The 22,587-nt window shown below is 73.4% G+C and carries 22 protein-coding genes and 1 tRNA gene; 10 read left to right on the top strand and 13 right to left on the bottom strand.

Features of this window, described 5'->3' with window-relative positions; all coding sequences use genetic code 11:
• Positions 1-164: 164 nt before the first annotated feature.
• Positions 165-926 carry an isoprenyl transferase gene (locus AOM03_RS07235; RefSeq protein WP_062379806.1) on the bottom strand — a complete coding sequence of 254 codons (762 nt, stop codon included), beginning with the start codon at positions 924-926 and terminating at the stop codon, positions 165-167.
• A gap of 76 nt (positions 927-1,002) precedes the next feature.
• Here AOM03_RS07235 and trhA point away from each other — a divergent pair, with 76 nt between their 5' ends.
• From trhA to greA, 3 genes are all read left to right on the top strand, one after another.
• Positions 1,003-1,659: a PAQR family membrane homeostasis protein TrhA gene (trhA, locus tag AOM03_RS07230; protein WP_062379803.1), complete on the top strand. Its 657-nt coding sequence runs from the start codon at positions 1,003-1,005 to the stop codon at positions 1,657-1,659.
• 241 nt (positions 1,660-1,900) lie between these two features.
• Entirely contained in the window at positions 1,901-2,296 is a 396-nt protein-coding gene (locus AOM03_RS07220) for a DUF4307 domain-containing protein (RefSeq protein WP_062379798.1), read from the top strand.
• Positions 2,297-2,359: 63 nt separating this feature from the next.
• Positions 2,360-2,842, top strand: coding sequence for a transcription elongation factor GreA (greA, locus tag AOM03_RS07215; RefSeq protein WP_062379796.1), 483 nt, complete (start codon positions 2,360-2,362; stop codon positions 2,840-2,842).
• Positions 2,843-3,141: 299 nt separating this feature from the next.
• On the opposite strand, the gene AOM03_RS07210 is transcribed toward greA, so the two are convergent.
• The 3 genes from AOM03_RS07210 to AOM03_RS07200 form a co-directional block, all read right to left on the bottom strand.
• Complete coding sequence (locus AOM03_RS07210; RefSeq protein ID WP_156157670.1) at positions 3,142-4,746, bottom strand: polysaccharide deacetylase family protein; 1,605 nt, start codon at positions 4,744-4,746, stop codon at positions 3,142-3,144.
• A 41-nt stretch (positions 4,747-4,787) separates the two neighbouring features.
• Positions 4,788-5,912, bottom strand: a complete 1,125-nt coding sequence (gene rlmC / locus AOM03_RS07205; protein ID WP_062379792.1) for a 23S rRNA (uracil(747)-C(5))-methyltransferase RlmC — start codon at positions 5,910-5,912, stop codon at positions 4,788-4,790.
• Positions 5,913-6,006: 94 nt separating this feature from the next.
• Complete coding sequence (locus AOM03_RS07200; protein WP_062379789.1) at positions 6,007-7,245, bottom strand: AI-2E family transporter; 1,239 nt, start codon at positions 7,243-7,245, stop codon at positions 6,007-6,009.
• 93 nt (positions 7,246-7,338) lie between these two features.
• Here AOM03_RS07200 and msrA point away from each other — a divergent pair, with 93 nt between their 5' ends.
• Entirely contained in the window at positions 7,339-7,983 is a 645-nt protein-coding gene (gene msrA / locus AOM03_RS07195; protein WP_062379787.1) for a peptide-methionine (S)-S-oxide reductase MsrA, read from the top strand.
• Positions 7,984-8,348: 365 nt separating this feature from the next.
• Here msrA and AOM03_RS07190 read toward each other — a convergent pair whose 3' ends face one another.
• Positions 8,349-9,170: a Bax inhibitor-1/YccA family protein gene (locus AOM03_RS07190; protein ID WP_227589923.1), complete on the bottom strand. Its 822-nt coding sequence runs from the start codon at positions 9,168-9,170 to the stop codon at positions 8,349-8,351.
• Positions 9,171-9,549: 379 nt separating this feature from the next.
• On the opposite strand from AOM03_RS07190, the gene AOM03_RS07185 reads away from it, so the two are divergent.
• From AOM03_RS07185 to AOM03_RS07160, 6 genes are all read left to right on the top strand, one after another.
• Positions 9,550-10,311, top strand: a complete 762-nt coding sequence (locus tag AOM03_RS07185) for a DeoR/GlpR family DNA-binding transcription regulator (protein ID WP_062379783.1) — start codon at positions 9,550-9,552, stop codon at positions 10,309-10,311.
• Positions 10,308-11,306, top strand: a complete 999-nt coding sequence (locus AOM03_RS07180; RefSeq protein ID WP_062379781.1) for a 1-phosphofructokinase family hexose kinase — start codon at positions 10,308-10,310, stop codon at positions 11,304-11,306. Before AOM03_RS07185 ends, AOM03_RS07180 begins: the two co-directional genes overlap by 4 nt.
• 20 nt (positions 11,307-11,326) lie before the next feature.
• Complete coding sequence (locus AOM03_RS07175; protein WP_062379778.1) at positions 11,327-13,396, top strand: PTS fructose transporter subunit IIABC; 2,070 nt, start codon at positions 11,327-11,329, stop codon at positions 13,394-13,396.
• A gap of 23 nt (positions 13,397-13,419) precedes the next feature.
• On the top strand, positions 13,420-13,692 hold the full coding sequence (locus AOM03_RS07170) for an HPr family phosphocarrier protein (RefSeq protein ID WP_062379776.1): 273 nt from the start codon (positions 13,420-13,422) through the stop codon (positions 13,690-13,692).
• A gap of 2 nt (positions 13,693-13,694) precedes the next feature.
• A complete protein-coding gene (gene ptsP / locus AOM03_RS07165) occupies positions 13,695-15,374 on the top strand; it encodes a phosphoenolpyruvate--protein phosphotransferase (RefSeq protein ID WP_062379774.1) in 1,680 nt (559 codons plus the stop codon).
• Between the two features lie 245 nt (positions 15,375-15,619).
• Positions 15,620-16,447 (top strand): methylenetetrahydrofolate reductase, encoded by an 828-nt coding sequence (locus AOM03_RS07160; protein WP_062379773.1) that lies wholly within the window; start codon positions 15,620-15,622, stop codon positions 16,445-16,447.
• Between the two features lie 198 nt (positions 16,448-16,645).
• On the opposite strand, the gene AOM03_RS07155 is transcribed toward AOM03_RS07160, so the two are convergent.
• The 8 genes from AOM03_RS07155 to AOM03_RS07120 all read right to left on the bottom strand — a co-directional run bounded on the left by AOM03_RS07155 (position 16,646) and on the right by AOM03_RS07120 (position 22,587).
• Positions 16,646-17,185: a YaeQ family protein gene (locus AOM03_RS07155; protein ID WP_062379772.1), complete on the bottom strand. Its 540-nt coding sequence runs from the start codon at positions 17,183-17,185 to the stop codon at positions 16,646-16,648.
• Between the two features lie 153 nt (positions 17,186-17,338).
• Positions 17,339-17,412: transfer RNA gene (locus AOM03_RS07150), tRNA-Leu, on the bottom strand.
• A gap of 27 nt (positions 17,413-17,439) precedes the next feature.
• The gene (locus tag AOM03_RS07145) at positions 17,440-18,399 is read right to left on the bottom strand and encodes a Ppx/GppA phosphatase family protein (RefSeq protein ID WP_062379771.1); all 960 of its coding nucleotides are present in this window, start codon (positions 18,397-18,399) and stop codon (positions 17,440-17,442) included.
• Positions 18,396-18,932: a DUF501 domain-containing protein gene (locus AOM03_RS12995; protein WP_062379770.1), complete on the bottom strand. Its 537-nt coding sequence runs from the start codon at positions 18,930-18,932 to the stop codon at positions 18,396-18,398. The genes AOM03_RS07145 and AOM03_RS12995 overlap by 4 nt, the downstream gene beginning before the upstream one ends.
• 10 nt (positions 18,933-18,942) lie before the next feature.
• Complete coding sequence (locus AOM03_RS12990) at positions 18,943-19,797, bottom strand: FtsB family cell division protein (protein WP_227589922.1); 855 nt, start codon at positions 19,795-19,797, stop codon at positions 18,943-18,945.
• Positions 19,798-19,943: 146 nt separating this feature from the next.
• Positions 19,944-21,227 carry a phosphopyruvate hydratase gene (gene eno / locus AOM03_RS07130; RefSeq protein ID WP_062379768.1) on the bottom strand — a complete coding sequence of 428 codons (1,284 nt, stop codon included), beginning with the start codon at positions 21,225-21,227 and terminating at the stop codon, positions 19,944-19,946.
• Between the two features lie 78 nt (positions 21,228-21,305).
• Positions 21,306-21,983: a nucleoside triphosphate pyrophosphohydrolase gene (mazG, locus tag AOM03_RS07125; protein WP_062379765.1), complete on the bottom strand. Its 678-nt coding sequence runs from the start codon at positions 21,981-21,983 to the stop codon at positions 21,306-21,308.
• Positions 21,976-22,587: a hypothetical protein gene (locus AOM03_RS07120; RefSeq protein ID WP_062379763.1), complete on the bottom strand. Its 612-nt coding sequence runs from the start codon at positions 22,585-22,587 to the stop codon at positions 21,976-21,978. The genes mazG and AOM03_RS07120 overlap by 8 nt, the downstream gene beginning before the upstream one ends.

Raw genomic sequence — 22,587 nt, 5'->3', positions numbered from 1 at the left:
TCACCGACGCTACGCCCCTCGGGAGCCGATCGACAGTAGCGAGTGCAGGAATTCACACGAATGTAACTCTGCCCCCGCGGCCGGGCGTGTCCCCCGAGCGGCGGGCGCGGGGCGCCGCCCGGGCGACCGGTGCATCGTCCCCGGGGACGATGCACGGGGCCGCCTCAGCGGCCCAGTCGCCTCTCGCGCTGGCTGAAGTCGCGCAGCGCGCGCAGGAAGTCGGTGCGGCGGAAGTCGGGCCAGTAGGCCTCGCAGAAGTAGAACTCCGAGTGTGCGGACTGCCACAGCAGGAAGCCGCCCAGGCGCTGCTCGCCCGAGGTGCGGATCACCAGGTCGGGGTCGGGCTGGCCCTTGGTGTAGAGGTGCTCGGCGATGTGCTCGACGGAGAAGTCCTGCGCGACCTGGTCGAGGGACAGGCCCGCGTCGGCCTCCGAGCGCAGGAAGGAGCGCACGGCCTCCGCGATCTCGTGGCGGCCGCCGTAGCCCACCGCGACGTTGACGTGGAGCCCGGTCGCCTCGACCGTCCGCGCGACCGCGGCGGACAGCCGGGTCGCGGTCTCCTCGGGCAGGAGCCGCATGTCGCCCACGTGGCGCAGGCGCCAGCGGCCGTCGTCGGCGAGGGTCTCGACGGCGCCGGCGATGATCTCGAGCAGGGGCGCGAGCTCCTCGGGGTCGCGCTCGAGGTTGTCGGTGGACAGCAGCCACAGCGTCACCACCTCGACGCCCGCGTCCTGCGACCACTCGAGCAGGTGGGTGATCTTGTCCGCGCCGCGCTGGTGGCCGTCGGAGGCGCTCGCGCCCATCTGCTTGGCCCAGCGCCGGTTGCCGTCCAGGATGACGCCCACGTGGCGCGGGACGGCGGCCTTGGCGAGGGAGCGCGCCAGCCGCTGCTCGTACAGTCCGTACAAGAGCGAACTGAGTCGCATCGGAGCTCCTGTCTCACGGGGTGGCGGCCGTGTCACCACCGTACTCCGCGCCGCTAACCTACGGTAACGTAGGTCCATGGCTGAGAACCTTCCGGAGCCGGGAAAGCCCCTCCTCCGCGGCTGGTTGCACCTGGGTGCCGCGCCCGTCGCGCTCATCGCTGGGCTCGTCCTCACGGCGGTCGCACCGACGCTCGCCGGCCGCATCTCCTTCGCGATCTTCACCCTGACCGCCGTGCTGCTGTTCGGCACCTCCGCGGTGTATCACCGCGGCAACTGGTCGGAGCAGACCCGCGCAGTGCTGCGCCGCATGGACCACGCGAACATCTTCCTCATCATCGCGGGCACGTACACGCCGCTCACGGTGATGCTGCTCGACCACCCGACCAACGTGTGGGTGCTGTCGATCGTGTGGGGCGGCGCGCTGCTGGGGCTGATCTTCCGCGTGGTGTGGCTGGGCGCGCCGCGGTGGATGTACACGCCCATCTACGTGGCGCTCGGCTGGGTCGCGATCGGGTTCATCGGCCCGTTCTACGAGGCCGGCGGCGCGGCGGTCGTCGCCCTCGTCATCGTGGGCGGCCTGTGCTACACCGTGGGCGCGATCATCTACGGCACCAAGTGGCCTCGTGGATCGACCCGGTACTTCGGGTTCCACGAGATCTTCCACTCACTGACGATCGCCGGCTTCGTCTGCCACTTCGTCGCCGCCTCGCTCGCCGCCTTCCGCGGGGCCTGACGCCCCCTCGGGAGACGCGTCGCCGGGGCGCTTCGACGCGCCCCCGGCCCGGGCATCGTCCCGTGCCGCGCGTTCCGCGGCCTCCTTGGCGCGGACCTTGCGCAGGTGCCTGCTGAGCGAGCGGGACAGCAGCACCGTCGCCACCACCACCGCGAACGTCACCACGAATGCGAGGAACCCGGGGCCGCCGAGAAAATCCTGGGACATCTCCACCTCTCTGTCGGGACTATCCTGCCGCATTATGGGCACCCCGAATCCCGGACACGACGAGCTGGCCTCCCCGGCGCTCCCGCGCCTCAGCCGCAGGAGCTGGACCCTCGTGGGGCTGGGGCTCGCCGCGCTCACCGCGGTGGTCGCCTGGTTCGCCTTCACGCTCGCGGACGAGCCGGTCCGCTGGCGCGACGTGGGCTTCGCCATCGTCTCCCCCACGGAGGCCACCGCGACGTTCGACGTGTTCCTCTATTCCGAGGCGGGCGCGACGTGCACGGTGCGGGCGCTCGACGTGCGCTACGGGGAGGTGGGCGTGGCGACCGTCGAGGTCGACCGCGCGGACGGCGCCGAGCAGCGCGTCACCGCCACGATCCGCACCACGGAGGAGGCCACCTCCGTCACCGTCCAGGGCTGCGTCGCGCGCTGACGCGTTTTGGGGTCGCGGCCCCGCCCTTGCTACCCTTTTCCTTCCGTCAATGAGGAGTGACACGTGACCGAGAGCACCGGAACCTGGCTGACCCAGGAGGCCTTCGACCGCCTGCAGGCCGAGTACGACCAGCTGGTCAACGTGGGCCGCGTCGAGATCGCCAAGGAGATCGACGAGCGCCGCTCCGAGGGCGACCTCAAGGAGAACGGCGGCTACCACGCCGCGCGCGAGGAGCAGGCGAAGATGGAGGCGCGCATCGAGCAGCTGCGCCACATGCTGCGCACCGCGACCGTGGGCGAGTCCGCCGACGACGGCACCATCGGCTCCGGCACCGTCGTGACCGCCGAGGTCATGGGCCGCGAGATGCGCTTCCTGGTGGGCTCGCGCGAGGTCGCCGGCGGCACCGACATCGACGTGTTCTCCGCGCAGTCGCCGCTGGGCGCCGCGCTCATGGGCCGCAAGGCCGGCGAGGAGACCGCCTACACCGCCCCCAACGGCAAGGAGATCACCGTCAAGGTGCTCGCCGCGGAGCCGTTCACCGGCTGACGCCTGCTGCTTTCCCGGCGCGCCCCTTCTGCGCTCCGCCTTCTGGGCGCCCCCGTGGGTCCAGGCGCCCTTCCTGGGTCCGGGACACTGAGGACCGCCCCGGGGAGCATTTCGCATCCTTCGGGACGGTGAGGACCGCTCGACCCTGGTCCCACCGGTCCTCACTGTCCCGAAGTGCGCGGATCGTCGCGATCAGCGGTCCCTACTGTCCCGGACGGTGGGGACGGTGGGGGCGGTGACGACGGCGGGGACGGCGGGGACGGCGACGACCGCGGGACACGGGCCGATGCGCGGGCCGGCTACCCGTGGAAGTACCGCTCCCCCGGGGTCATGTCGTCGATCAGGTCCGGCACCGTGACGAGCGTGTAGCCGTCCGCGAGCAGCGTGTCGATGATCGCCGCGTAGGCGGCGCGGGTGGTCGCGTGGACGTCGTGCGAGAGCACGATTGCGCCGCGGTGGGAGTCGTCGATGACGCGCTCGGTCACGATGGGCGTGTTCTTGTCGCGCCAGTCCTCGGGGTCCACGTCCCACAGCACCTGCGGGAGGCCCAGCTCGGCCGCGACCTCGGCGACCGTGTCGTTGGTCGCCCCGTACGGCGGGCGCAGGAGCGTGGGCCGCACGCCCCCGGCGTCCTCGATCGCGTCCGCGGCGCGCTCGATCTCGGAGCGGATCGAGTCCTCGTCGAGGCGCGTGAGCTGCGGGTGATCCCACGTGTGGTTGCCGATCGCGTGCCCGTCGGCGACGATGCGCCGTACCACGTCCGGGTGCGCGGACGCGTTCTTGCCCACCAGGAAGAAGGTGGCCTTGACGCCGCGGTCGGCGAGCACGTCGAGCAGCTCGTGGGTGCCGGCGACCGGGCCGTCGTCGAAGGTCAGCGCGAGGCAGCGCTCCTGCGAGCAGTCGGTGTCGGCCGGCAGGTCCTGGACCGTGGGCGGCGCGGGGTTGGGCGCGGCCGTGTCGGTCGGGGCGGGCACCGGCACGGCGGGGTCCCCGCCGGGGTCGTTGGTCGCGGCGGGGTCGGGAGTCTCGCCGGGCGAGGGGGTCGGCGTGGCGACAACGGGCTGCAAGGCGGGATCCTCCGGATTCAGTGCGGACTCCTGGGCGAGCAGGCCGAACTCGGACAGCGCGTCCTCGGGGTCGACGGCCACACCGATGGGCGTGGTCGACGTCGACACCTGGGCGCGGTCGAACTCGACCCACAGGTCCCCCGACGGCGTGAAGCCCACGGAGTCGAACGCCTCGAGCTCGCCGTCCATCTGCGCGTACAGCATCTGCTCGTCGATGCGCGGGTCCGCGAGCGCGGCGTCCAGGATGCGGTCGAGCAGGGCGGGCACGCGCTCGGGCTCGAACAGCCCGTCCGTCCACACCCGCTCGCGGGCGTCCACGTCGAGCCACACCGTCTCGGACTTGCCGTCGAAGGCCTCGCCGCCCACCTCCGAGCTCGCGAGCCTCACGCCGAGCGCCCGGGTCGACGCGCCCACGAGGTCCCACGACATGGTGAGCTCGGGGCGGGTGTCGCCCGATGCGCTGGTCTCGACCTCGCGAAACCGCGTGAGCCGGTAGTCGGCCGCCTCGCGCAGCAGATCCGTCAGCTCCTCGCCATTCGGCAGCACCGGGAAGGCCACGTAGGTGTACAGGTCCTCGTCGAGGCTCTCCTCGACGGCGACGTCCAGGTCCGCAATGAGCGCCGGATCCACGGTCAGCAGCTCCGGCGCCACGAACTCGGGCTCCGGCGCGGGTGGCGCGGTCACGGCGGGCTCGCTGTCCGCCGTGGCGACGGCCTCCGTGGTCGACGCGACCGGGACGTCCGCGTTGCCGGTGCAGGCCGCCAGGACGAGCACCGCGAGAGCGATCGACGGGGCGGCGAGACGCACGCGGGAGACCTCCTCAGGCTGGACTCCCATCCTGGCACCGCGCGCCCGGGACCGGAAGCCGCGGCGCGCCGTCAGCGCCGCTCGAGCAGGACCACGGCCTCGTAGTGCGTCGTGTGCGGGAACATGTCGAGCAGCCGGCCGCGCACGGGCACCAGCGACGGCATCGCCGCCAGGTCGTGCGCGAGGCTCAGCGCGTTGCAGCTCGAATAGACCACGTGGCGCGCGTCCGTCGCCTCGAGCCACGGCGCCAGGTCGCCGATCCCCCGCCGCGGCGGGTTCACCACGATCGCGTCCGCGACCGCCTCCTGGCCGCGCGCCCACCGGAAGGCGTCGTCGGCGACGAAGGCGACCGACGCATCGTCCCCCGCACTCAGCCGCGCGGACTCGACGGCCTCCGCGCTCGACTCGACGCCCACGACCGTCCGCCCGGGCGCGCGGCAGTGCAGCGCGAAGCCGCCCACGCCGCAGTAGAGGTCCCACACGGTCCGCGGCGCGGACTCCCCCACCCACTGCGCGACCTGGGCGTAGAGCTCGCGGGCGATCGCGGTGTTGGTCTGGAGGAAGCTGCGCGGCCGCGCGTGGAGGATGACCTCGCCCAGGTCCAGCGGCAGGGAGGCGCGCTCGGTGAGCACGATCTCGCGGTCGCCCTCGAGCACCGCGGCGTGCGCCGGCAGGATGTTGAGCGACGCGACCGCGAGCGCGGGCAGCCGCTCCTGGAGCCACGGCAGGTGCTTGACGATGCGCGTGTGCGCCTCGGTCGAGCGCAGCACCAGGCGGACCATGAGCGCGCCGTCGGGCGCGGCGGTCACGAGCACGTGCTTGAGCTCGCCGCGGCGGGCGGGCACGTCGTAGGGCTCGAGCCGCGCGCGGGCGATGAATTCCGCGAGCACCGGCAGCGCGTCGGTGATGGGCGCCGGATAGAGCGGGCACCCGCGCAGGTCGACGCCGCGGCCGGCATCGTCGAGGATGCCCAGCGTGGGCGCGTCGACCGTGCCGCCCACGACCATCTTGGCCTTGGCGCGGAAGCCCTGCTCCGCGCTCACGAGCGGCGCGAGCCAGTCGACGTCCGCCGCGGGCGCGGCGCCGGCGACGAGGCGCTCGAGCGCCGCCTGCTTATCCGCCACCTGGCGCGCGTGCGGCACCTCGAGCAGGGTGCACGAGCGGCACGTCCCGGACTCGTAGTAGGCGCAGCGCACCCGGCGAGTCTAGGTCAGCGGCAGGTCGCCCACCCGGGCGACCCCCGTCCTGACGGGGGACGATGCACGGGCCGGGCCCGTGCATCGTCCCGGGTCAGTCCTCGTGCGAGGAGTCCTCGGGGTGCGGGCGCCGGCGGATGCGGATCTCGCCGGTCTTCGCGATGACGTCGCGCGCGCGTTGGAGCGCGACCTTGGGGCCCTCGCCGAGCGCCCCGGCATCGTCGTCCTTGTCGGCGCGCCAGTCGCTGTGGAGGCTGCGGGCGAAGGCGTAGCCGAAGGACAGGATGGGCACCGCGATCACGGCGCCCACGAGGCCCAGCAGCAGCGTTCCGGTCGCGACCGTGAGCAGGATGGCGAGCGGGTGCAGCGACACGGCCTTGCCGAACAGCCACGGGTAGAGGATGTTGCCCTCGAGCTGCTGGACCAGCAGCACCGCGCCCATCATGAGCAGCGCGGACACCCAGCCCCCGTCGAACAGCGCGACCGCGACCGCGATCGCGCCGGACAGGGTCGCGCCGATGAGCGGGATGAAGGACAGCAGGAAGACGAAGATCGCGATGGGGATGACGAGCGGGACGCCGATGATCCACGCCGCGAGGCCGATGCCCACCGCGTCGATGAACGCGACGAAGACGCTCGTCTGGGTGTAGCGCCGGAGCGTGACCCACGCGTTGGAGCCGGCGCGGTCGATGGTCTCCTTGCGGGACTTGGGCATGAGCCCGACGAACCACAGCCACAGCGTGCGGCCGTCGCGCAGGAAGAAGAACAGCGCGAACAGCGCGATCGCGGAGCCCGCGAACAGGGTGCCGATGGTGCCGGTCACGGAGAACGCGCCGGTGGCCAGGCCCCAGGCGTTGTCCTGGAGGGCGGAGGTGCCGTTCGCGATGACCTCGTCGATCTGCTCGCGCGACATGTGGATGGGGCCGTCGACCAGCCAGTCGAGGAACTGGTTGAAGCCGCTCACCGCCGCGTCGCGCAGGTCGTCGAAGCCGGCGACGATCGAGCTGCCGGCCGCGAAGGACAGCCCCAGGATGACGACGACGAGGCCCACGAGCGACAGCGCGGAGCCGAGCGTGCGGTGGATGCCCCAGCCCTCCATGCGGGCGACCAGGCGCTCGAGCGGCGCCGCGATGAGCAGCGCGATGCCCAGCGGCAGCACCACGGTGGCGAGCTGAGTGAAGCCGGTGGCGAAGACCCACACGACGATGCCGACCACGATGAGCCGCCACGACCAGGCCGCGGTGACGCGCAGCCACAGCGGCACGTGCTCGGTCTCGAAGTCGGGCGCGGGCTCGGCGGCGCCCGGGAGCTCGGTGGTGCGAGGTTCGGCCATAGCGCGAGACTATCCCGGGGCGGAGGGCGCGAGGCCCGCCACGCGGAACACGCGGCGCCCTCGCGACGTTCGCCCACCGGAAGGGAGTCACCCATGCTCGGAATCGACAAGACCCGCATGGTCACCGCCGACCAGGCCCTCACCGGACGGGACACGCCCATGCAGGTCGCGGACCGCCACGTGGTGCTCGGGACCTCGCTGCACGGCCCGTGGCCGGAGGACTCGGAGGTGCTGTACGTCGCGATGGGGTGCTTCTGGGGCGCCGAGCGCATCTTTTGGCGGCTCCCCGGGGTGCACGTCACCGCCGTGGGCTACATGGGCGGGTGGACGCGCCACCCCAACTACCAGGAGACCTGCACGTCGCTCACCGGCCACACGGAGACGGTCCGGGTGGTGTACGACCCGGCGCAGACGTCCCTCGAGGACCTGTTCGCGGCGTTCTGGGAGAACCACGACCCCACCACGGCCAACCGCCAGGGCAACGACGTGGGCACGCAGTACCGGTCGGCGATCTTCACCACCACGCCCGCGCAGCTCGAGGCGGCGCTCGCCTCACGCGACCGCTACCAGGAGCGGCTGGCCTCCCAGGGCTACGGCGCGATCACCACCCAGATCGCCCCCGCCGAGGAGGCCGGCGACGGGGTCTTCTACCTCGCGGAGGACTACCACCAGGGCTATCTCCACAAGAACCCCGGCGGCTACTGCAACCACGGTTTCTGCCAGGTGGGCTACCAGTAGGGCGACGACGTCGAGAGGCGACGCCGGCGCGCAGCGCAGAGCAGAGCAGAGCAGAGCGTCGCCTCGCGCAGAGCGAATTGTGTCGCTTTGGCGGCGCTGCTGCGTCTCATAGAGCGATTCGTGACGGTGCCCGCCCGAGCCCCGGGTTCACACCCGGGCTCAGGGCCAGGCCCGGCCATGGGGGTTGCGGGGGCCCACCGTCACGATTCGCTCTGCCGCACGCAGGGGAAGCCCCAAACCGACACAATCCGCTCGACCGAGGACGCAGCGCGCCACCGACCCCGGCAGGCCCACGCACGCGCCCCCAGTCCCCGGAACGCAGCGAGGCCCCCGCCGGGTGGCGGGGGCCTCGCTGTGCGGTGACGCTAGTCGCGGCCGCTGAAGATCGCGATGAGGCGCAGGAACTCGATGTAGAGCCACACGAGCGTGACGATGATGCCGAACGAGGCCTTCCACTCGAGCTTCTTCTCGGCGCCGTTCTTCACGCCGTTATCGATGAAGTCGAAGTCGCCGATCAGCGAGATGCACGCGAGCAGCACCGCGACGACGCCGATGACGGCGCCCAGCGGGATGCCGAAGATCTCCACGTCCGTGCGCAGGCCGAAGCCCGAGTTCGAGTCGGAGAAGATCATGTAGCCGATGTTCACCAGGCCGAACACCAGGTAGGAGATCGCGCCGATCATGAAGATCTTGCGCAGCTTCGACGTGTAGCGCACGCGGCCCGAGCGGTACAGCCACAGGCACACCATGAGCGTGATGCCGGTCGCGAGCAGCGCCTGGACGCCGGCGCCGGGCACGTTGAACTGCGTCTCGATGAGCACGGTGATGGCGCCCAGGAAGAAGCCCTCGAGCACCGCGTACAGGCCCACCAGGACCGGCCCGGGGGTGCGCTGGAACGACGCGATGAGGCCGATCACCAGGGCCGCGATGCCCGCGCCGAGCGCCGGCAGCATCGCGGAGACCATCTGGCCCACGAGCACGTACGCCACGGCGCCCATGCCCAGCGTGACGATGCCCAGCCCGGTGGTCTTGTTGATCACCCCGGAGTAGGACATCCGGTCGTCGGCGACGTAGCCGGGCGTGCCCGCGGGCTGCTCGTACTGGCGCTGCAGGTCCGCGGCGCTCGGCTGCGCGAGCAGCGGGTCGGACTTGAACTCCTTGGCATTGCTGAACACGGGACTTGCCACGGTTCCTCCTCGATTGGTGACCGCACTCATCGTAGCGGGCGCCCGTGCGGCGGCACAGGTGTCGTCGGTCAGTGAACGCCCAGGCAGCGCCCGGTGTTGCCGAGGTGTTGCGAGGATCACAGCCCGCCCCTCGGGACGATGCGCGGCGCACCCGGGCGGCCGGCTCGCCCGAGAGTGCCGCCCCGCTCCGCCCGAGAGTGCCGCCCCGCCCCGCCCGACGCTCTGCCGACGCCCTACTTGACGCTCCGCCGCCGCCCCGCCCCACGGCCTCGCCACCCCCACAATCGGGACAAACCTGGGCCCGTTTCTGTTGCTTTGTGTTTGATAATGTGGTTATCTAGCGAAATCAGGCCCGAGCGGGCCGCGACGAGGGAGTCCGATGTACGCGACGGAGCGACAGCAGCGCATCCTCACGCAGGCGCGCACGGCCGGCAGGGTCGAGGTGACCGCGCTCGCCGACCAGCTGGCCGTCACCCCCGAGACCATCCGCCGCGACCTCACCGCGCTCGAGCGCCGCGGGTCGCTGCGCCGGGTCCATGGCGGCGCGATCCCGGTCGAGCGCCTCGAGCTCGAGCCCACACTCGCCTCCCGCAGCGTCCGCCGCACGGACGCCAAGCGGCGCATCGCGGCCCGCGCCCTGGACGAGCTCCCCGACGGCGGCACCGTGCTCCTCGACGCGGGCTCGACCACCCAGGCGCTCGTCGAACTGCTGCCCGTCGACGCGGACCTCACGGTCATCACCGACTCGATCCCGGCAGCCGCCGCGCTCGCCAACCGCCCCGGGATCACGCTGTACGTGCTGGGCGGCCGCGTCCGCGGCACCACCGCCGCCTCGGTGGGCGACTGGGCGGTCGCGGCGCTCGGACAGATCGTGGTCGACGTCGCGATCATGGGCACGAACGGCATCTCCGCCGGCCGCGGGCTCACCACGCCGGACCTCGAGGAGGCTCGCGTCAAGCGCGCCATGGTCGAGGCCGCCCGCCGCGTGGTGGTCGCCACGGACTCCTCCAAGGCGGGCGACGACCACCTCCACCGCTTCGCCCACGTCGCGGACGTGGACCTGGTCATCACGGACGACGAGCTCGCCGAGGACGTCGCCGACGAACTGCGAGCCGCAGGAACGGAGGTGGCGACCGCATGATCGTCACGCTGACCCCCAACCCCAGCGTCGACCGCGCCCTCACGGTGCCGGCGCTCGAGCGAGGCGAGGTGCTCCGCGCCACCGACGTACGCGTGGACGCCGGCGGCAAGGGCGTCAACGTCGCCCGTGCCATCACGGCCCAGGGCGGCGAGGCGATCGCGGTGCTGCCGTCCGGCGGCCCCGAGGGCCACCTGCTCGAGGAGCTGCTCGACGCGGCGGGCGTGGCGCGCCGCTCGGTCCCGGTCGCGGGCTCGTCGCGCATGAACGTCTCCGTCCTCGAGCCGGACGGCACCACCACCAAGCTCAACGAGCCCGGCCCGCGGCTGAGCGGCGACGAGGTCGAGGCGCTCCTCGCGGCGACGCTCGACGCCTCCGGCCCCGCCGCCCGGCCGACCGGGGACGATGCGCCGGACACCTCCCCGTCCCGGCCCACCTGGATCGTGGGGTGCGGATCGCTGCCCCCCGGCGCGCCGGTGGACCTGTACGCGACGCTGGTGGAGCGCGGCCGCGCGGCGGGAGCCCGCGTCGCGATCGACTCCTCGGGCGCGGCGTTCACCGCGGCCGTGGCCGCGCGGCCGGACCTCATCAAGCCGAACCACGAGGAGCTCGCGGAGCTCGTGGGCCACGCGCTGCCCAGCCTCTACGACGTGCGCGCCGCCGCGCGGGACCTGGTCGCCCACGGCATCCCCACCGTCGCGGTGAGCCTGGGCTCCCACGGCGCGCTGCTCGTCACCGCGGACCTGCTGGTGCACGCGCGGGCGACCATCGCCCGCCCCCGCTCGACCGTGGGCGCCGGCGACTGCATGCTCGCCGGCCTGCTCGACGGCTTCGCGGGCGGACTCGAGGGCAACGGCGCCCTCACCCGGGGCGTCGCGTGGGGCGCGGCCGCGGTGACCCTGCCGGGCTCGCGCGTCCCCTCCCCCGACCACACCTCCCGCATCACGGTCGACCTGACCGAGAACCCCGACCTCACCATGGAACTGGGCCACAGCTGACCCAGGAAAGGAGCACCCCCATGCCCCTCATCGACAGCACCCAGGTGGTGCTCGACCTCAGCGCCGGGGACCGGCACGAGGCGACCGCGGCGCTCGCGGATCGCCTGGTCGCCTCGGGACGATGCACGGATCGCGAGGCCTTCCTCGCGGACGTCCGTGCGAGGGAGGAGAAGACCGCGACGGGGCTGCCCGGTGGCATCGCCATCCCGCACGCGAGGTCGGCGGCGATCACCGAGCCCACGCTGGGCTTCGGGCGGCTCGCCGAGGGCCTCGACTGGGGCGCCAAGGACGGCCCCGCGACGCTCGTGTTCCTCATCGCCGCGCCCGAGGGCGGCGGCGACGCCCACATGCAGGTGCTGCCCAAGCTCGCCCGCGCGCTGATGAAGAAGGACTTCACGGAGGCGCTCCGCCACGCCTCCTCCGAGCAGGAGGTGGCGGACCTCGTCAACGCCGAGGTCGGCGACGTCACCCCGGCGACACCCCCGCCCGCGCCGGCGGCCGCTCCGGCGACCCCGGCCGCCGCGACACCCGCAACCCCTGCATCGTCCCCGGCCGCCGCATCGTCCCCCGGCCTGACCCTGGTGGGCGTGACCTCCTGCCCCACGGGCATCGCGCACACGTACATGGCGGCCGAGGCGCTCGAGAAGGCCGCGAAGGACGCGGGCCACACGATCGCGGTCGAGACGCAGGGCTCGGCGGGCGCGACGCCGCTCACGGACGCGCAGATCGCGGCCGCGGACGCGGTGATCTTCGCCCACGACGTCGAGGTCCGCGGCGCGGAGCGATTCGCGGGCAAGCCCATCGTCGACGTGGGCGTGAAGAAGGCCATCTCGGACGGCCCGGCGCTCGTGTCCCAGGCCGCCGGGCTCGCTGCCGAGTGGAAGGCCGACCCCTCGAAGGCCGCGTCCGCCACCCCGGCCGCCGCGTCCGGGCTCACCACCAAGGTGGACAAGGAGGCCGGGGTCGGCACCCGCATCCGCCAGTGGCTGATGACCGGCGTGAGCTACATGATCCCGTTCGTCGCGGCGGGCGGCATCCTGATCGCCCTGTCCTTCATGCTCGCGCAGGTCGCGATCGGCGAGGACGGCGCGATCGAGATCGTCAACTACACGATCGGCGGTGGCGGCGAGTACGACGTCACCACCAACTTCGACGTCACGAGCCTCACCGAGTGGGCCGCGCTGCTGTTCGTCATCGGCGGGGCGTCGTTCGGGTTCCTGGTCCCCATCCTGTCCGGCTTCATCGCCTTCGGAATCGCCGACCGCCCCGGTCTGGTGCCCGGCATCGTGGGCGGCTCGATCGCCGCGACCATGGGCGCCGGCTTCCTGGGCGGCATCGCGACCGGGTTCCTGGGCGGATTCGCCGCGAAGTGGGTGTCCTCGTGGAAGGTCCACAAGGGCGTGCGCGGCGTCATGCCGGTCGTGGTGATCCCGTTGCTGTCCACGCTCATCACCGCGGGCCTGTTCATCACCCTGCTGGGCCGGCCCATCGTGTGGCTGTCCGACGGCCTCAACGACTGGCTCAACGGGCTCACCGGGTCGTCCGCGCTGATCCTGGGCCTCATCCTGGGCGCGATGATGGGCTTCGACCTGGGCGGCCCCGTGAACAAGGTGGCCTACACCTTCGCGACCACGGGCCTCGCGGCCGCCGGCGCCGCGACCGACGCTCCGCAACTCAAGATCATGGCCGCCGTCATGGCGGCCGGCATGGTCGCCCCGCTCGCGATGGCGCTGGCCACCACCGTCCGGCCCAAGCTGTTCTCCGAGCCCGAGCGGGAGAACGGCAAGGCGGCCTGGCTGCTGGGCGCCTCGTTCATCTCGGAGGGCGCGATCCCGTTCGCCGCGGCGGACCCGGTCCGCATCATCGTCTCCTCCGTGGTCGGCTCCTCGATCACGGGTGGCCTCGCGATGGTGTTCGGCACCACGCTGCGCGCGCCGCACGGCGGAATCTGGGTGCTGCCGCTCATCGGCAACTTCCTGCTGTTCCTCCTGGCGCTCGCGATCGGCGTCGCCGTCATGGCGCTCATCGTCATCGCGCTCAAGTCCCGCGACAGCAAGCTCGCGACGGTCGACGCCGTCGCCACCGTCTGAACCACCAGAGAAGGAGATCCCCCATGCCACAGCGCACCGCCACCATCGGCTCGTCCGTCGGCCTGCACGCCCGCCCCGCCGCCCTCTTCGTCGAGGCCGCGCAGGGCACGGGCCTCGACGTCGAGATCGGCCGCCCGGGCGAGGACCCGGTCGACGCGACCTCCATCCTGGGCGTCATGGCCCTGGGCGCCAAGCACGGCGAGGAGGTGGTGCTGACCGCCGAGGGCGACGGCGCCGACGCCGCGCTCGCCGGGCTCGTCGACCTGCTCAACCGCGACCTCGACGCGGAGGAGTGACCGTGTCCGGCGAGCGGCGCAGCGGTGTCGGGGTGTCCCCCGGCACCGCCGCCGGGCCGGTGGTGCAGGTCGCGCCGCCGGTGAAGGCACCCGCGGACGAGCCCGCCCCGGCCGATGCGGAGGCCGCCGCCGAGTCCGTGCGCGGCGCCCTGAGCGCCGTGGGCGAGGACCTCGACGCGCGCGCCGCCGCCGCGGACGAGCACGCCCAGCCCATCCTCAAGGCGACCGCGATGATCGCCCGGGACAAGGGCCTCGCCAAGGCCGCGGCCAAGCAGGTGGCGGCCGGCAAGGGGCCCGCGACCGCCATCGCTGCGGCCGTGGACGAGTTCGCGGCGCAGTTCGAGGCGCTGGGCGGCTACTTCGCCGAGCGGGTCACGGACCTGCGCGACGTGGGCTCGCGGGCCATCGCCCACGTGCTCGGCGTGCCCACGCCGGGCGTGCCGGAACTGTCGGGGCCGTCCGTCATCGTCGCCCTCGACCTCGCCCCGGCGGAGACCGCGGCGCTCGACCGCTCGCACGTGGTCGCGATCGTCACCGAGCACGGCGGCCGCACGTCCCACACCGCGATCCTGGCCGCCCAGATGGGCATCCCGGCCGTGGTGCAGCTGCCGGACGCGACCGGCATCCCCGCCGGGACCACCGTCGCCGTCGACGGCGACGCCGGCCACGTGGTGCTCGACCCCGACACGCGCCTGCTGGAGATCCAGCGGGCACGCCGCGAGAAGCTCGCGGCCGCGCTCGACGAGCTCCACGGCCCCGGCCGGACCGCGGACGGGCACGCGGTCGCGCTGCTCGCGAACATCGGCGGGGTGGACGATGCGGTGGCCGCCGGCGCCGCCGACCTCGAGGGCGTCGGGCTGTTCCGGACCGAGTTCATGTACCTGTCCGCGGCCACGCTCCCGAGCGTCGAGGACCAGGCGGACGTGTACCGGCAGGTGCTCGCGCCCTTCCCCGGCCGGCGCGTGGTCATCCGCACGCTCGACGCGGGCGCGGACAAGCCGCTCGCGTTCGCGGACCTGGGCGAGGAGGAGAACCCGGCGCTGGGGCGGCGCGGGCTGCGCCTGTGCCAGGCCCGGCCCGAGCTGCTCGACTCGCAGCTCGAGGCCATCGCGCTCGCGGCGAAGGACACCGGCGCGGAGGTCAAGGTGATGGCGCCCATGGTCGCCACCACGGACGAGGCGGAGTGGTTCGCCACGCGTGTGCGCGCCGCGGGCCTGCCGTCCGCGGGTGTGATGATCGAGGTGCCGGCCGCGGCGCTGCGGGCGCATCACGTGCTGTCCCACGTGGACTTCGGGTCGCTGGGCACCAACGACCTGGCGCAGTACACCATGGCGGCGGACCGCGGCGAGGGCGAGCTGGCCTCGCTCCTAGACCCCTGGCAGCCCGCGGTGCTGCAGGTGATCGAGGCGGCCTGCAAGGGCGGCCACAGCTCCGACCGGCCGGTCGGGGTGTGCGGCGAGTCCGCCGGCGACCCGTTCCTCGCCCTGGTGCTCACCGGCCTGGGCGTGGCGAGCCTGTCGATGGCGCCGTCGAAGGTGCCCGCGGTGCGGTTCGCGCTGTCGCGTCACACGCTCGCCGAGTGCAGGTCGCTCGCGTCGGCCGCGCTCGACGCCCCCACCGCCGAGCGCGCGCGCCAACTGGTCAAGGCCGGAGCCAAGAACGAGGTGACCGACCTGTTGTGATCCGGGGGCGGGCGGGGTCGGCGCTTGCCGGCTGCCCTGCCTTCCCCGGTGCCTCCGCGCGCCCTGCCGTCCCCGGCGCCTCCGCCCGCCCGCTCGGCCGCCCGCTCGCCCGCCCGCTCGGCCGCCCGCTGGGCGGGCCCGGCGGACGCGCGGCATGGCGAGGTCTCCCACGTAGGATGTCCGGGCCCGCTCACCCGCGGGGCCTTGTCACCCGCAGGGTCTGTTCACCCGCCTGGAGGCCGCCCGTGACGTCCCGGACCCCCGCGCTGCTCGAGGGCGTGTCCGTCGAGATGACCGCCCGCGACCGCGCCACGCTCGACGGCATCGAGCTGCCGGCCGCGACGCCCGTGTCCGTCACCCACCTGGGCTCGGAGTCCGAGCACGACCGCGTCGCCGCCGCCGCGGCCCTCGCCTGGCACGGCCTCGAGCCGGTGGTCCACGTGGCCGCGCGCCGGGTGCCCGGCGAGGCGGCGCTCACGGAGCACCTCGCGGCCCTGCGCGCCACCGGCGCGACCCAGGTCTTCGCCGTGGCCGGCGACCCCCGCGCGCCACGCGGCCCCTACGCGGACTCGCTCGCCCTCATCCGGTCGGGCCTGCTCGCCGAGCACGGCTTCACCCGCGTGGGGATCGGCGGCTACCCGGACGGCCACCCGGCGATCCCCGACCACGTCCTGTGGGAGTCGCTGCGCGACAAGTCCGCCGCCCTCGCCGACCAGGGCCTCGCGGCCTCGATCACCACCCAGTTCTCGTTCGACGCGCAATCCGTGCTGCGATGGGTGGAGCAGGTCCGCGACCACGCCATCGACGCCCCCATCCGGGTGGGCGTCGCGGGCCCGGCGGGCGTCGCGCGGCTCGTGGGCTTCGCCCGCCGGTGCGGCGTCGCGACGAGCGCGGGCATCGCCCTCAAGTACGGCTTCTCGCTGGGCAACCTGCTCGGCACGGCGACCCCCGACAGGTTCGTCGCCGAGCTCGCCGCCCACCTCGACCCGGCCGTCCACGGCGAGGTGCGCCTGCACGTGTTCGCCTTCGGCGACCTCGCGGCGACCAGCGCGTGGGTGACCCGCGCGGAGTAACGTCCGGCCGCGTCCTGGGAGGTGCTCCGTGCTCAAAATGCCTGCTTTTGAGCACTGAGCACCTCGCAGGGCGCACTCGGCACGGCGGCGGGCACTGAGCACCTCGCGGGGCGCACTCGGCACGGCGGCGGGCACTGAGCACCTCGCGGGGCGCAGGGCGCGCTGACCGCTGACCGCGGGGCCCGCACGCGCCGCGGCTCAGCCCAGCGCGGCCTCGTGAATAGCGGACTCCAGCGACGTGCCGTTGAGCTCGAGGTACAGGTGCCGCTCGGTCACGGACACGACGAGCGCGTTGCGCCGCTCCACCAGCGCCGCGGCGGACTCCACGAGCCCGGGGTCGAAGCTGCGCAGCGCGATGTCCTCGCGGCGGTGGATGCGCTTGCCCTCCCACCGCGCCAGCACCTTGGCCGGATCGTGCTGCGTGTAGACCACCGTCCGCGACGCCAGCCGGCTGCCGCGGTGGAGGCGCTCCGCCTCGGGCTGGCCCACCTCGATCCACGCCGTCACGGCGCCGGTGAGGTCGCGGACCAGCACCGCCGGCTCCTCGGTGGTGGAGATCCCCTCGGAGAAGCCGATGCCCTCCGCGTGCTCGAGGCAGTACGCGAGCACGCGGGTCATCATGAACGCCCCGGTCTCGGACGGGTGGCGCGCGACGCGCAGCGAGAAGTCCTCGTAGACGCCGCGGTCGACGTCCGCGAGCTGGACCTCGAAGGTGTTGATCGTCGCGCCGGCAGCCATGGCGCACCAGCCTAGACGAGAGGAGGAGGCTGTCTCGTTCGCGTCCCTCCGCGAATTCATGCGTGATGCACGGGGCGGCCCGCGGTGCCCGTGCATCACGCATGAATTCGCGTACGCGCGCGCAACGGAGGGGGCGCCCTCGGCTGGAAACGGTGCCCCCGGCGGGGTTCGAACCCGCACTGGGCCGGGTTTAAGCCGGCTGCCTCTGCCAGTTGGGCTACGGGGGCGTCGGGCCTCGAGGGCCGATGCGGCGGCTACGGGCGCGCGGCCCGTTCCGCCGCGGATAAGGCGAGTCCGTCGAGGATGTCGTGCTCGCTCGTCACGACGTGGGGCAGCTCTCCCCCGGCGGCCGCCACGGCGTCGCGCACGCGCGCGATGACCGTGCGCCACACCAGCGCGCCCGCCCCGATCACGTCCACCCGCCCGGGATGCATGAACCCCAGGGCCGCCCGCTCGCGCCGCGACGCCCGCAGGAGGGAGTCGCAGGCTGCCAGCGCATCGTCCACCGTGAGGACCGCGCCGTCGAGGCGTGCGGCGTCGTATTCGGGCAGGGCCAGCGCGTGGGCGGTGACCGTGGTGACGGTGCCGGCCAGGCCCACGAGGGTGCGGGTGCGCTCCACCGGGACTCCGCGGAAGGCCTCGTCGAGGGCCGCGTGGATGTCCGCCTCCGCGGCCGCCACCTGGGCGGCGGTGGGCGGGTCGTCGGCGAGGTGGCGCTCGGTCATGCGCACGCAGCCCACGTCCATGGAGTGCGCGGCCTCGACGCGCGAGGATCCCAGCACCACCTCCGTGGAGCCGCCGCCCAGATCGACCACGAGGAAGGGCGCGTCGTGCGCCCGGTCGAGCACCGCGGTGGCGCCCCGGAAGCTCAGCGCGGCCTCCTCCTCGCCGGAGATGACCTCGGGCGTCACGCCCAGGCGCGCGCGGACGCCGTCGAGGAAGGCGCCCCGATTGCGGGCGTCGCGGGTGGCGGAGGTGGCGGCGAAGCGGATCGCCGCGACGCCGTGGGACCGGCACAGCGCGGCGTACTCGTCGACCGCGGCGAGGGTCCGCTCGAGCGCAGCGGCCGAGAACTCCCCGGTCCGGTCCACGCCCTCGCCCAGGCGCACCACGGTCATGGTGCGCACCACATCCGTGAGCGCGCCGTCGCGCACGTCCGCGATGAGCAGGCGGATGGAATTGGTGCCGCAGTCGATGCCGGCGACCCGGGTCACGGGGCGGGCTCCTCCGGCGCGGCGTCGGCGTCGAGGACGTCGCACGTGCACCGCGCGGGGTCGAAGCGGTCCTTGATGAGCGCGAGCGCCTCGTCCCCCAGCGGGTTGACTCCGGGCCCCGCGGCGAGCGCGTGGCCCACGAGCACGTGGAGGCACTTGACGCGGTCGGGCATGCCGCCGGCGCTGATGCCGTGGATCTCCGGCACGTCGCCCAGCGCGTAGCGCTCCTCGAGGTAGCGCTCGTGCGCGGCGCGGTAGGCGGCGGCGAGCTCGGGCTCCTCGGCCAGGCGGTCCTGCATCTGCTTCATGACGCCGTTGGCCTCGAGCGTGGACACGGCGGAGACCGCGTCCGGGTGCGTGAGGTAGTACTGCGTGGGGAAGGGCGTGCCGTCGGGCAGGCGCGGCGCGGTGTGGACCACGGTCGGGTTGCCGCATGCGCAGCGGGCGGCGATCGCGACGATGCCGCGCGGCTCGCGCCCCAGCTGGGCGGCCAGGACGGCGACGTCGCGCTCGGTGGCAGGGGTGTCGTTCACCCGGGGAAGTCTACGGGGCCGGGCTGGCGGCCGGGCCACCGGCGTCGGGAGAGGCGTCGGGAGAGGCGGCGGGAGAGGCGGCGTCCGTGCCGGAATCCGCGCCGGAATCCGCGCCCGCCTCCGCGTCGGCGCCCTCGGCCTCCGCGTCCTCCGGCACCCCGCCGGCCTCCTCGAAGGTGTCCCACAGGCGCGTGTACCAGGTGCCGTCGCGCCGGACGTCGGGCTGCTCGGCGGCCGCCGGCGAGCCCTCCGCGGCGCCCTCGACCACCTCGGGGTCGATGACGCGGTACGGCGTCTCGCCCGGGAACACGTAGGCGAGCCGCTCGCGCGCCTGCGCGACGATGAACGCCGGGTCCTCCCAGCGCGCCTTCTCCGCCTCGAGCTCCTCGACCTCGGCGCGCGCCTGCTCGGCCTCGGCCCGCAGTTCGGCGAGCTCCTCCTGCTGGCGGAAGTACGCGCGCAGCGACGGCAGCACCACCACGGTGGCGAGCGCGATCACCACGACGAGCACGACCATCCGCACCGTCGACGTGGTCATCCAGGACCGGCCCGGCGCGACGGGCTCGATGCGATTGCGCAGCGCCTGCACCCGGGAAGGGGCGGTCGCGCCGCCCGGACGGGACGAGCCCCGGCCCTTGGGGATGCGGGTGCTCTCGCGGCGCCGGCGCGCCTCGGCGGAGCCGGTGGCCGGCTTCGCGGAGCCCGTGACCGGCTTGCCCGGGGACGATGCGCCGGCGGGCCGCGCGTCGCGCGTCGCCCCCGGCTTCGCGCGGCTCGCGCTCGGCTTCACACGGCTCGCGCCCGCCTTCGCGCGCGACCGTCCCCCGGACGCGCGCGGCGTCGAGGGTCGGGAGTCACGGGGCACGCGCCCATTGTCCCGGCCCCAGGTCCCGGCGGGCCGGTGGCGCCGCCGCGAGTCGCGCATCGTCCCCCGGAAATGCGGAACGGGCGCGCCTCCCCGAGGGGAGACGCGCCCGTCAGACGCTGCGGCCGCTCGCGCGGCCGACGGTCTTACTTGCCGTAGCGGCGCGGGAACGCCGACTTGCCGGCGTACTTGGCCGAGGTGTCGAGGATGTCCTCGATGCGCAGCAGCTGGTTGTACTTGTTGATGCGCTCGCCGCGGGCGGGGGCACCGGTCTTGATCTGACCCGAGTTGTAGGCCACCGCGAGGTCCGCGATGGTGGTGTCCTCGGTCTCACCCGAACGGTGCGAGACCATCGCGGTGAAGCCTGCGCGCTGCGCGAGCTGGACCGCGTCCGAGGTCTCGGACAGGGTGCCGATCTGGTTGAGCTTGACGAGCAGCGAGTTGGCCGACTTCTCGTCGATGCCGCGCGCGAGGCGGACCGGGTTGGTGACGAACAGGTCGTCGCCGACGATCTGGACCTTGTCGCCCACCTTCGCGACGAGCGCGGACCAGTCGGCCCACTCGTCCTCGGACAGCGGGTCCTCGATGGACACGAGCGGGTAGTCCGCGACGAGCTGGGCGTAGAACTCGACCATCTCCTCGCCGGTCTTGGTGCCGCCCTCCCAGTGGTACACGCCGTCCTTGAAGAACTCGGTGGCGGCCACGTCGAGCGCGAGCGCGACGTCGTCACCGGGCACGTAGCCGGCCTTCTCGATGGCGACCAGGATGAGGTCGAGCGCCTCGCGGTTCGACGCGAGGTTCGGGGCGAAGCCGCCCTCGTCGCCCAGGCCGGTGGCCAGGCCGCGCTCCTTGAGCACGGACTTGAGGGCGTGGTAGACCTCGGCGCCCATGCGCAGGGCCTCCTTGAAGGAGGAGGCGCCGACGGGAGCGATCATGAACTCCTGGATGTCGACGTTCGAGTCCGCGTGCGAGCCACCGTTGAGGATGTTCATCATCGGGACGGGCAGCGTGTGGGCGTTCGGGCCGCCCACGTACTGGAACAGGTGCAGACCGGCCGACTCGGCGGCGGCGTGCGCGACGGCGAGCGAGACGCCCAGGATCGCGTTGGCGCCCAGCTTGCCCTTGTTGTCGGTGCCGTCGAGGTCCAGCATGAGCTGGTCGATGTAGCGCTGGTCGTTGGCGTCCTCACCCTCGACCTGCTCCGCGATCTCGTTGTTGACGGCGTCGACGGCGTCCTGCACACCCTTGCCCAGGTAGCGACCCTTGTCGCCATCGCGGCGCTCGACGGCCTCGAACGCGCCGGTGGACGCACCCGAGGGAACCGCGGCGCGGGCCTGGGTGCCGTCCTCGAGCTCGATCTCGACCTCGAGGGTGGGGTTGCCGCGCGAGTCAAGAATCTCGCGGGCGTGGACGGCCTCAATGATGGCCATGATGCTCCTTCGCTTGGAATGGATGGACCGTTCGTGAGTCTATCGACGCCCGTGCGAACGCGCTGGGCGACCATTGTCCTACTCGGGTGAACGTTGGGTGACCCTCTCGGCGGCCCGCGCGGCGTCCTCGTAGCGCCTGGTCGCGGCCCGCAGGGCCGCCTCCGCGTCGACGCCGGCGTGATGCGCCTCGACCGCGAGGGCGAGCAGGCGCTCGCCCAGGTCTCCCGCTCCCTCCCGGACACGGGACGATGCGGCGGCCGGCGCATCGTCCCCCGGCACCGGGACATCGAGGTCGGCGCGGGCGGCGCGGCTCGCGATCTTCTGGGCGCGGGCGAGCGAGGGCTGGTCCAGCGGGACGCCGTCGAAGACCGACTCGCGGCGCTTGGTCTCCTTCTTGATGCGCTCCCAGCGGGCATGGACCTCCGCGGCGGTGCCGGCCTCCTCGTCCGCGAAGACGTGGGGGTGGCGCTCGGTGAGCTTGTCGGCGATGAGCGTCGCGACCTCGTCGAGGTCGAAGGGGTCCTCGGGGTGCTCCTGCGCGACGCGGGCGTGGAACACCACCTGGAGCAGGACGTCGCCCAGCTCCTCGCGCAGGTCCGCGCGGGTGCCGTTCTCGATCGCGTCGACCAGCTCGTAGGTCTCCTCGAGCGCGAAGCGGGTGAGCGTCTGGTGCGTCTGCTCGGCGTCCCAGGGGCAGCCGCCCGGGGAGCGGAGCCGGTCCATCACCTCGACGAGGCGGGCGAGGCCCTCACTCATGCGCCGCCCACGGCTGGTCCGCGTCGGCGAAGCCGCTCACGCGGGAGAAGGCGATGAAGGACTGGTCGCCCAGGCCCAGCGAGTCCGCGATCGTGTACGCCTGCGTGATCGAGGTGATCAGCTGCTCGGTGGTGAACTCGCCCACGCGCGGGGAGAAGGTGCCGTCCTCCTCGAGGGCCGCGGCGGCCTCCTCGATGAGCGCGCGGCCGTCGGGCACCGTGGTGAGCGCGTAGAGCGCGGCGATGGCGTGCGTGGAGGCGACCACCTCCGGGCCCGGCTCGGGGTTCTCGATGCCGGCGGCGGTGAGCCACATCTGCGCGAGCGAGCGCGCGTCGCCCTCGCGCACGGGCGTGCCGGCCTCCGCGGCGGCGTCGATGAACGCGTCGCCCAGCAGCTCGTAGGTGAGCGCCACGCGGCGGGTCACGATCTGGGCGCCGTCGGTCTCGTCGTCCCATGCCTGCGTGATCGCGTCGACCTGGGAGGACGTCACGGTCTGGCCGTCCCACGAGGCGAGCGAGCCCGGTGCGCCCTGCCCCGGTACGGCGCACGAGGCGAGGAACAGGGACCCGGCGGCGAGCGCGACAACGCGACGGAGCATCGGCAT

This window comes from Demequina pelophila (genome assembly GCF_000971175.1).
Classification (GTDB): Bacteria; Actinomycetota; Actinomycetes; order Actinomycetales; family Demequinaceae; genus Demequina; species Demequina pelophila.
This window is presented reverse-complemented; position numbering and strand designations above follow the sequence as displayed.

What these genes read in the sequence shown, in the direction of transcription:
- AOM03_RS07175 (WP_062379778.1), top strand. Translation starts at nt 11,327, where the DNA reads ATGCCCCTCATCGACAGCACCCAGGTGGTGCTCGACCTCAGCGCCGGG.
- AOM03_RS07200 (WP_062379789.1), bottom strand. Translation starts at nt 7,245, where the DNA reads ATGGCCGAACCTCGCACCACCGAGCTCCCGGGCGCCGCCGAGCCCGCG.
- AOM03_RS07185 (WP_062379783.1), top strand. Translation starts at nt 9,550, where the DNA reads ATGTACGCGACGGAGCGACAGCAGCGCATCCTCACGCAGGCGCGCACG.
- AOM03_RS07210 (WP_156157670.1), bottom strand. Translation starts at nt 4,746, where the DNA reads ATGGGAGTCCAGCCTGAGGAGGTCTCCCGCGTGCGTCTCGCCGCCCCG.
- AOM03_RS07170 (WP_062379776.1), top strand. Translation starts at nt 13,420, where the DNA reads ATGCCACAGCGCACCGCCACCATCGGCTCGTCCGTCGGCCTGCACGCC.
- AOM03_RS07120 (WP_062379763.1), bottom strand. Translation starts at nt 22,587, where the DNA reads ATGCCGATGCTCCGTCGCGTTGTCGCGCTCGCCGCCGGGTCCCTGTTC.
- AOM03_RS07155 (WP_062379772.1), bottom strand. Translation starts at nt 17,185, where the DNA reads ATGGCTGCCGGCGCGACGATCAACACCTTCGAGGTCCAGCTCGCGGAC.
- trhA (WP_062379803.1), top strand. Translation starts at nt 1,003, where the DNA reads ATGGCTGAGAACCTTCCGGAGCCGGGAAAGCCCCTCCTCCGCGGCTGG.
- msrA (WP_062379787.1), top strand. Translation starts at nt 7,339, where the DNA reads ATGCTCGGAATCGACAAGACCCGCATGGTCACCGCCGACCAGGCCCTC.
- AOM03_RS07220 (WP_062379798.1), top strand. Translation starts at nt 1,901, where the DNA reads ATGGGCACCCCGAATCCCGGACACGACGAGCTGGCCTCCCCGGCGCTC.
- mazG (WP_062379765.1), bottom strand. Translation starts at nt 21,983, where the DNA reads ATGAGTGAGGGCCTCGCCCGCCTCGTCGAGGTGATGGACCGGCTCCGC.
- eno (WP_062379768.1), bottom strand. Translation starts at nt 21,227, where the DNA reads ATGGCCATCATTGAGGCCGTCCACGCCCGCGAGATTCTTGACTCGCGC.
- AOM03_RS07180 (WP_062379781.1), top strand. Translation starts at nt 10,308, where the DNA reads ATGATCGTCACGCTGACCCCCAACCCCAGCGTCGACCGCGCCCTCACG.
- AOM03_RS07235 (WP_062379806.1), bottom strand. Translation starts at nt 926, where the DNA reads ATGCGACTCAGTTCGCTCTTGTACGGACTGTACGAGCAGCGGCTGGCG.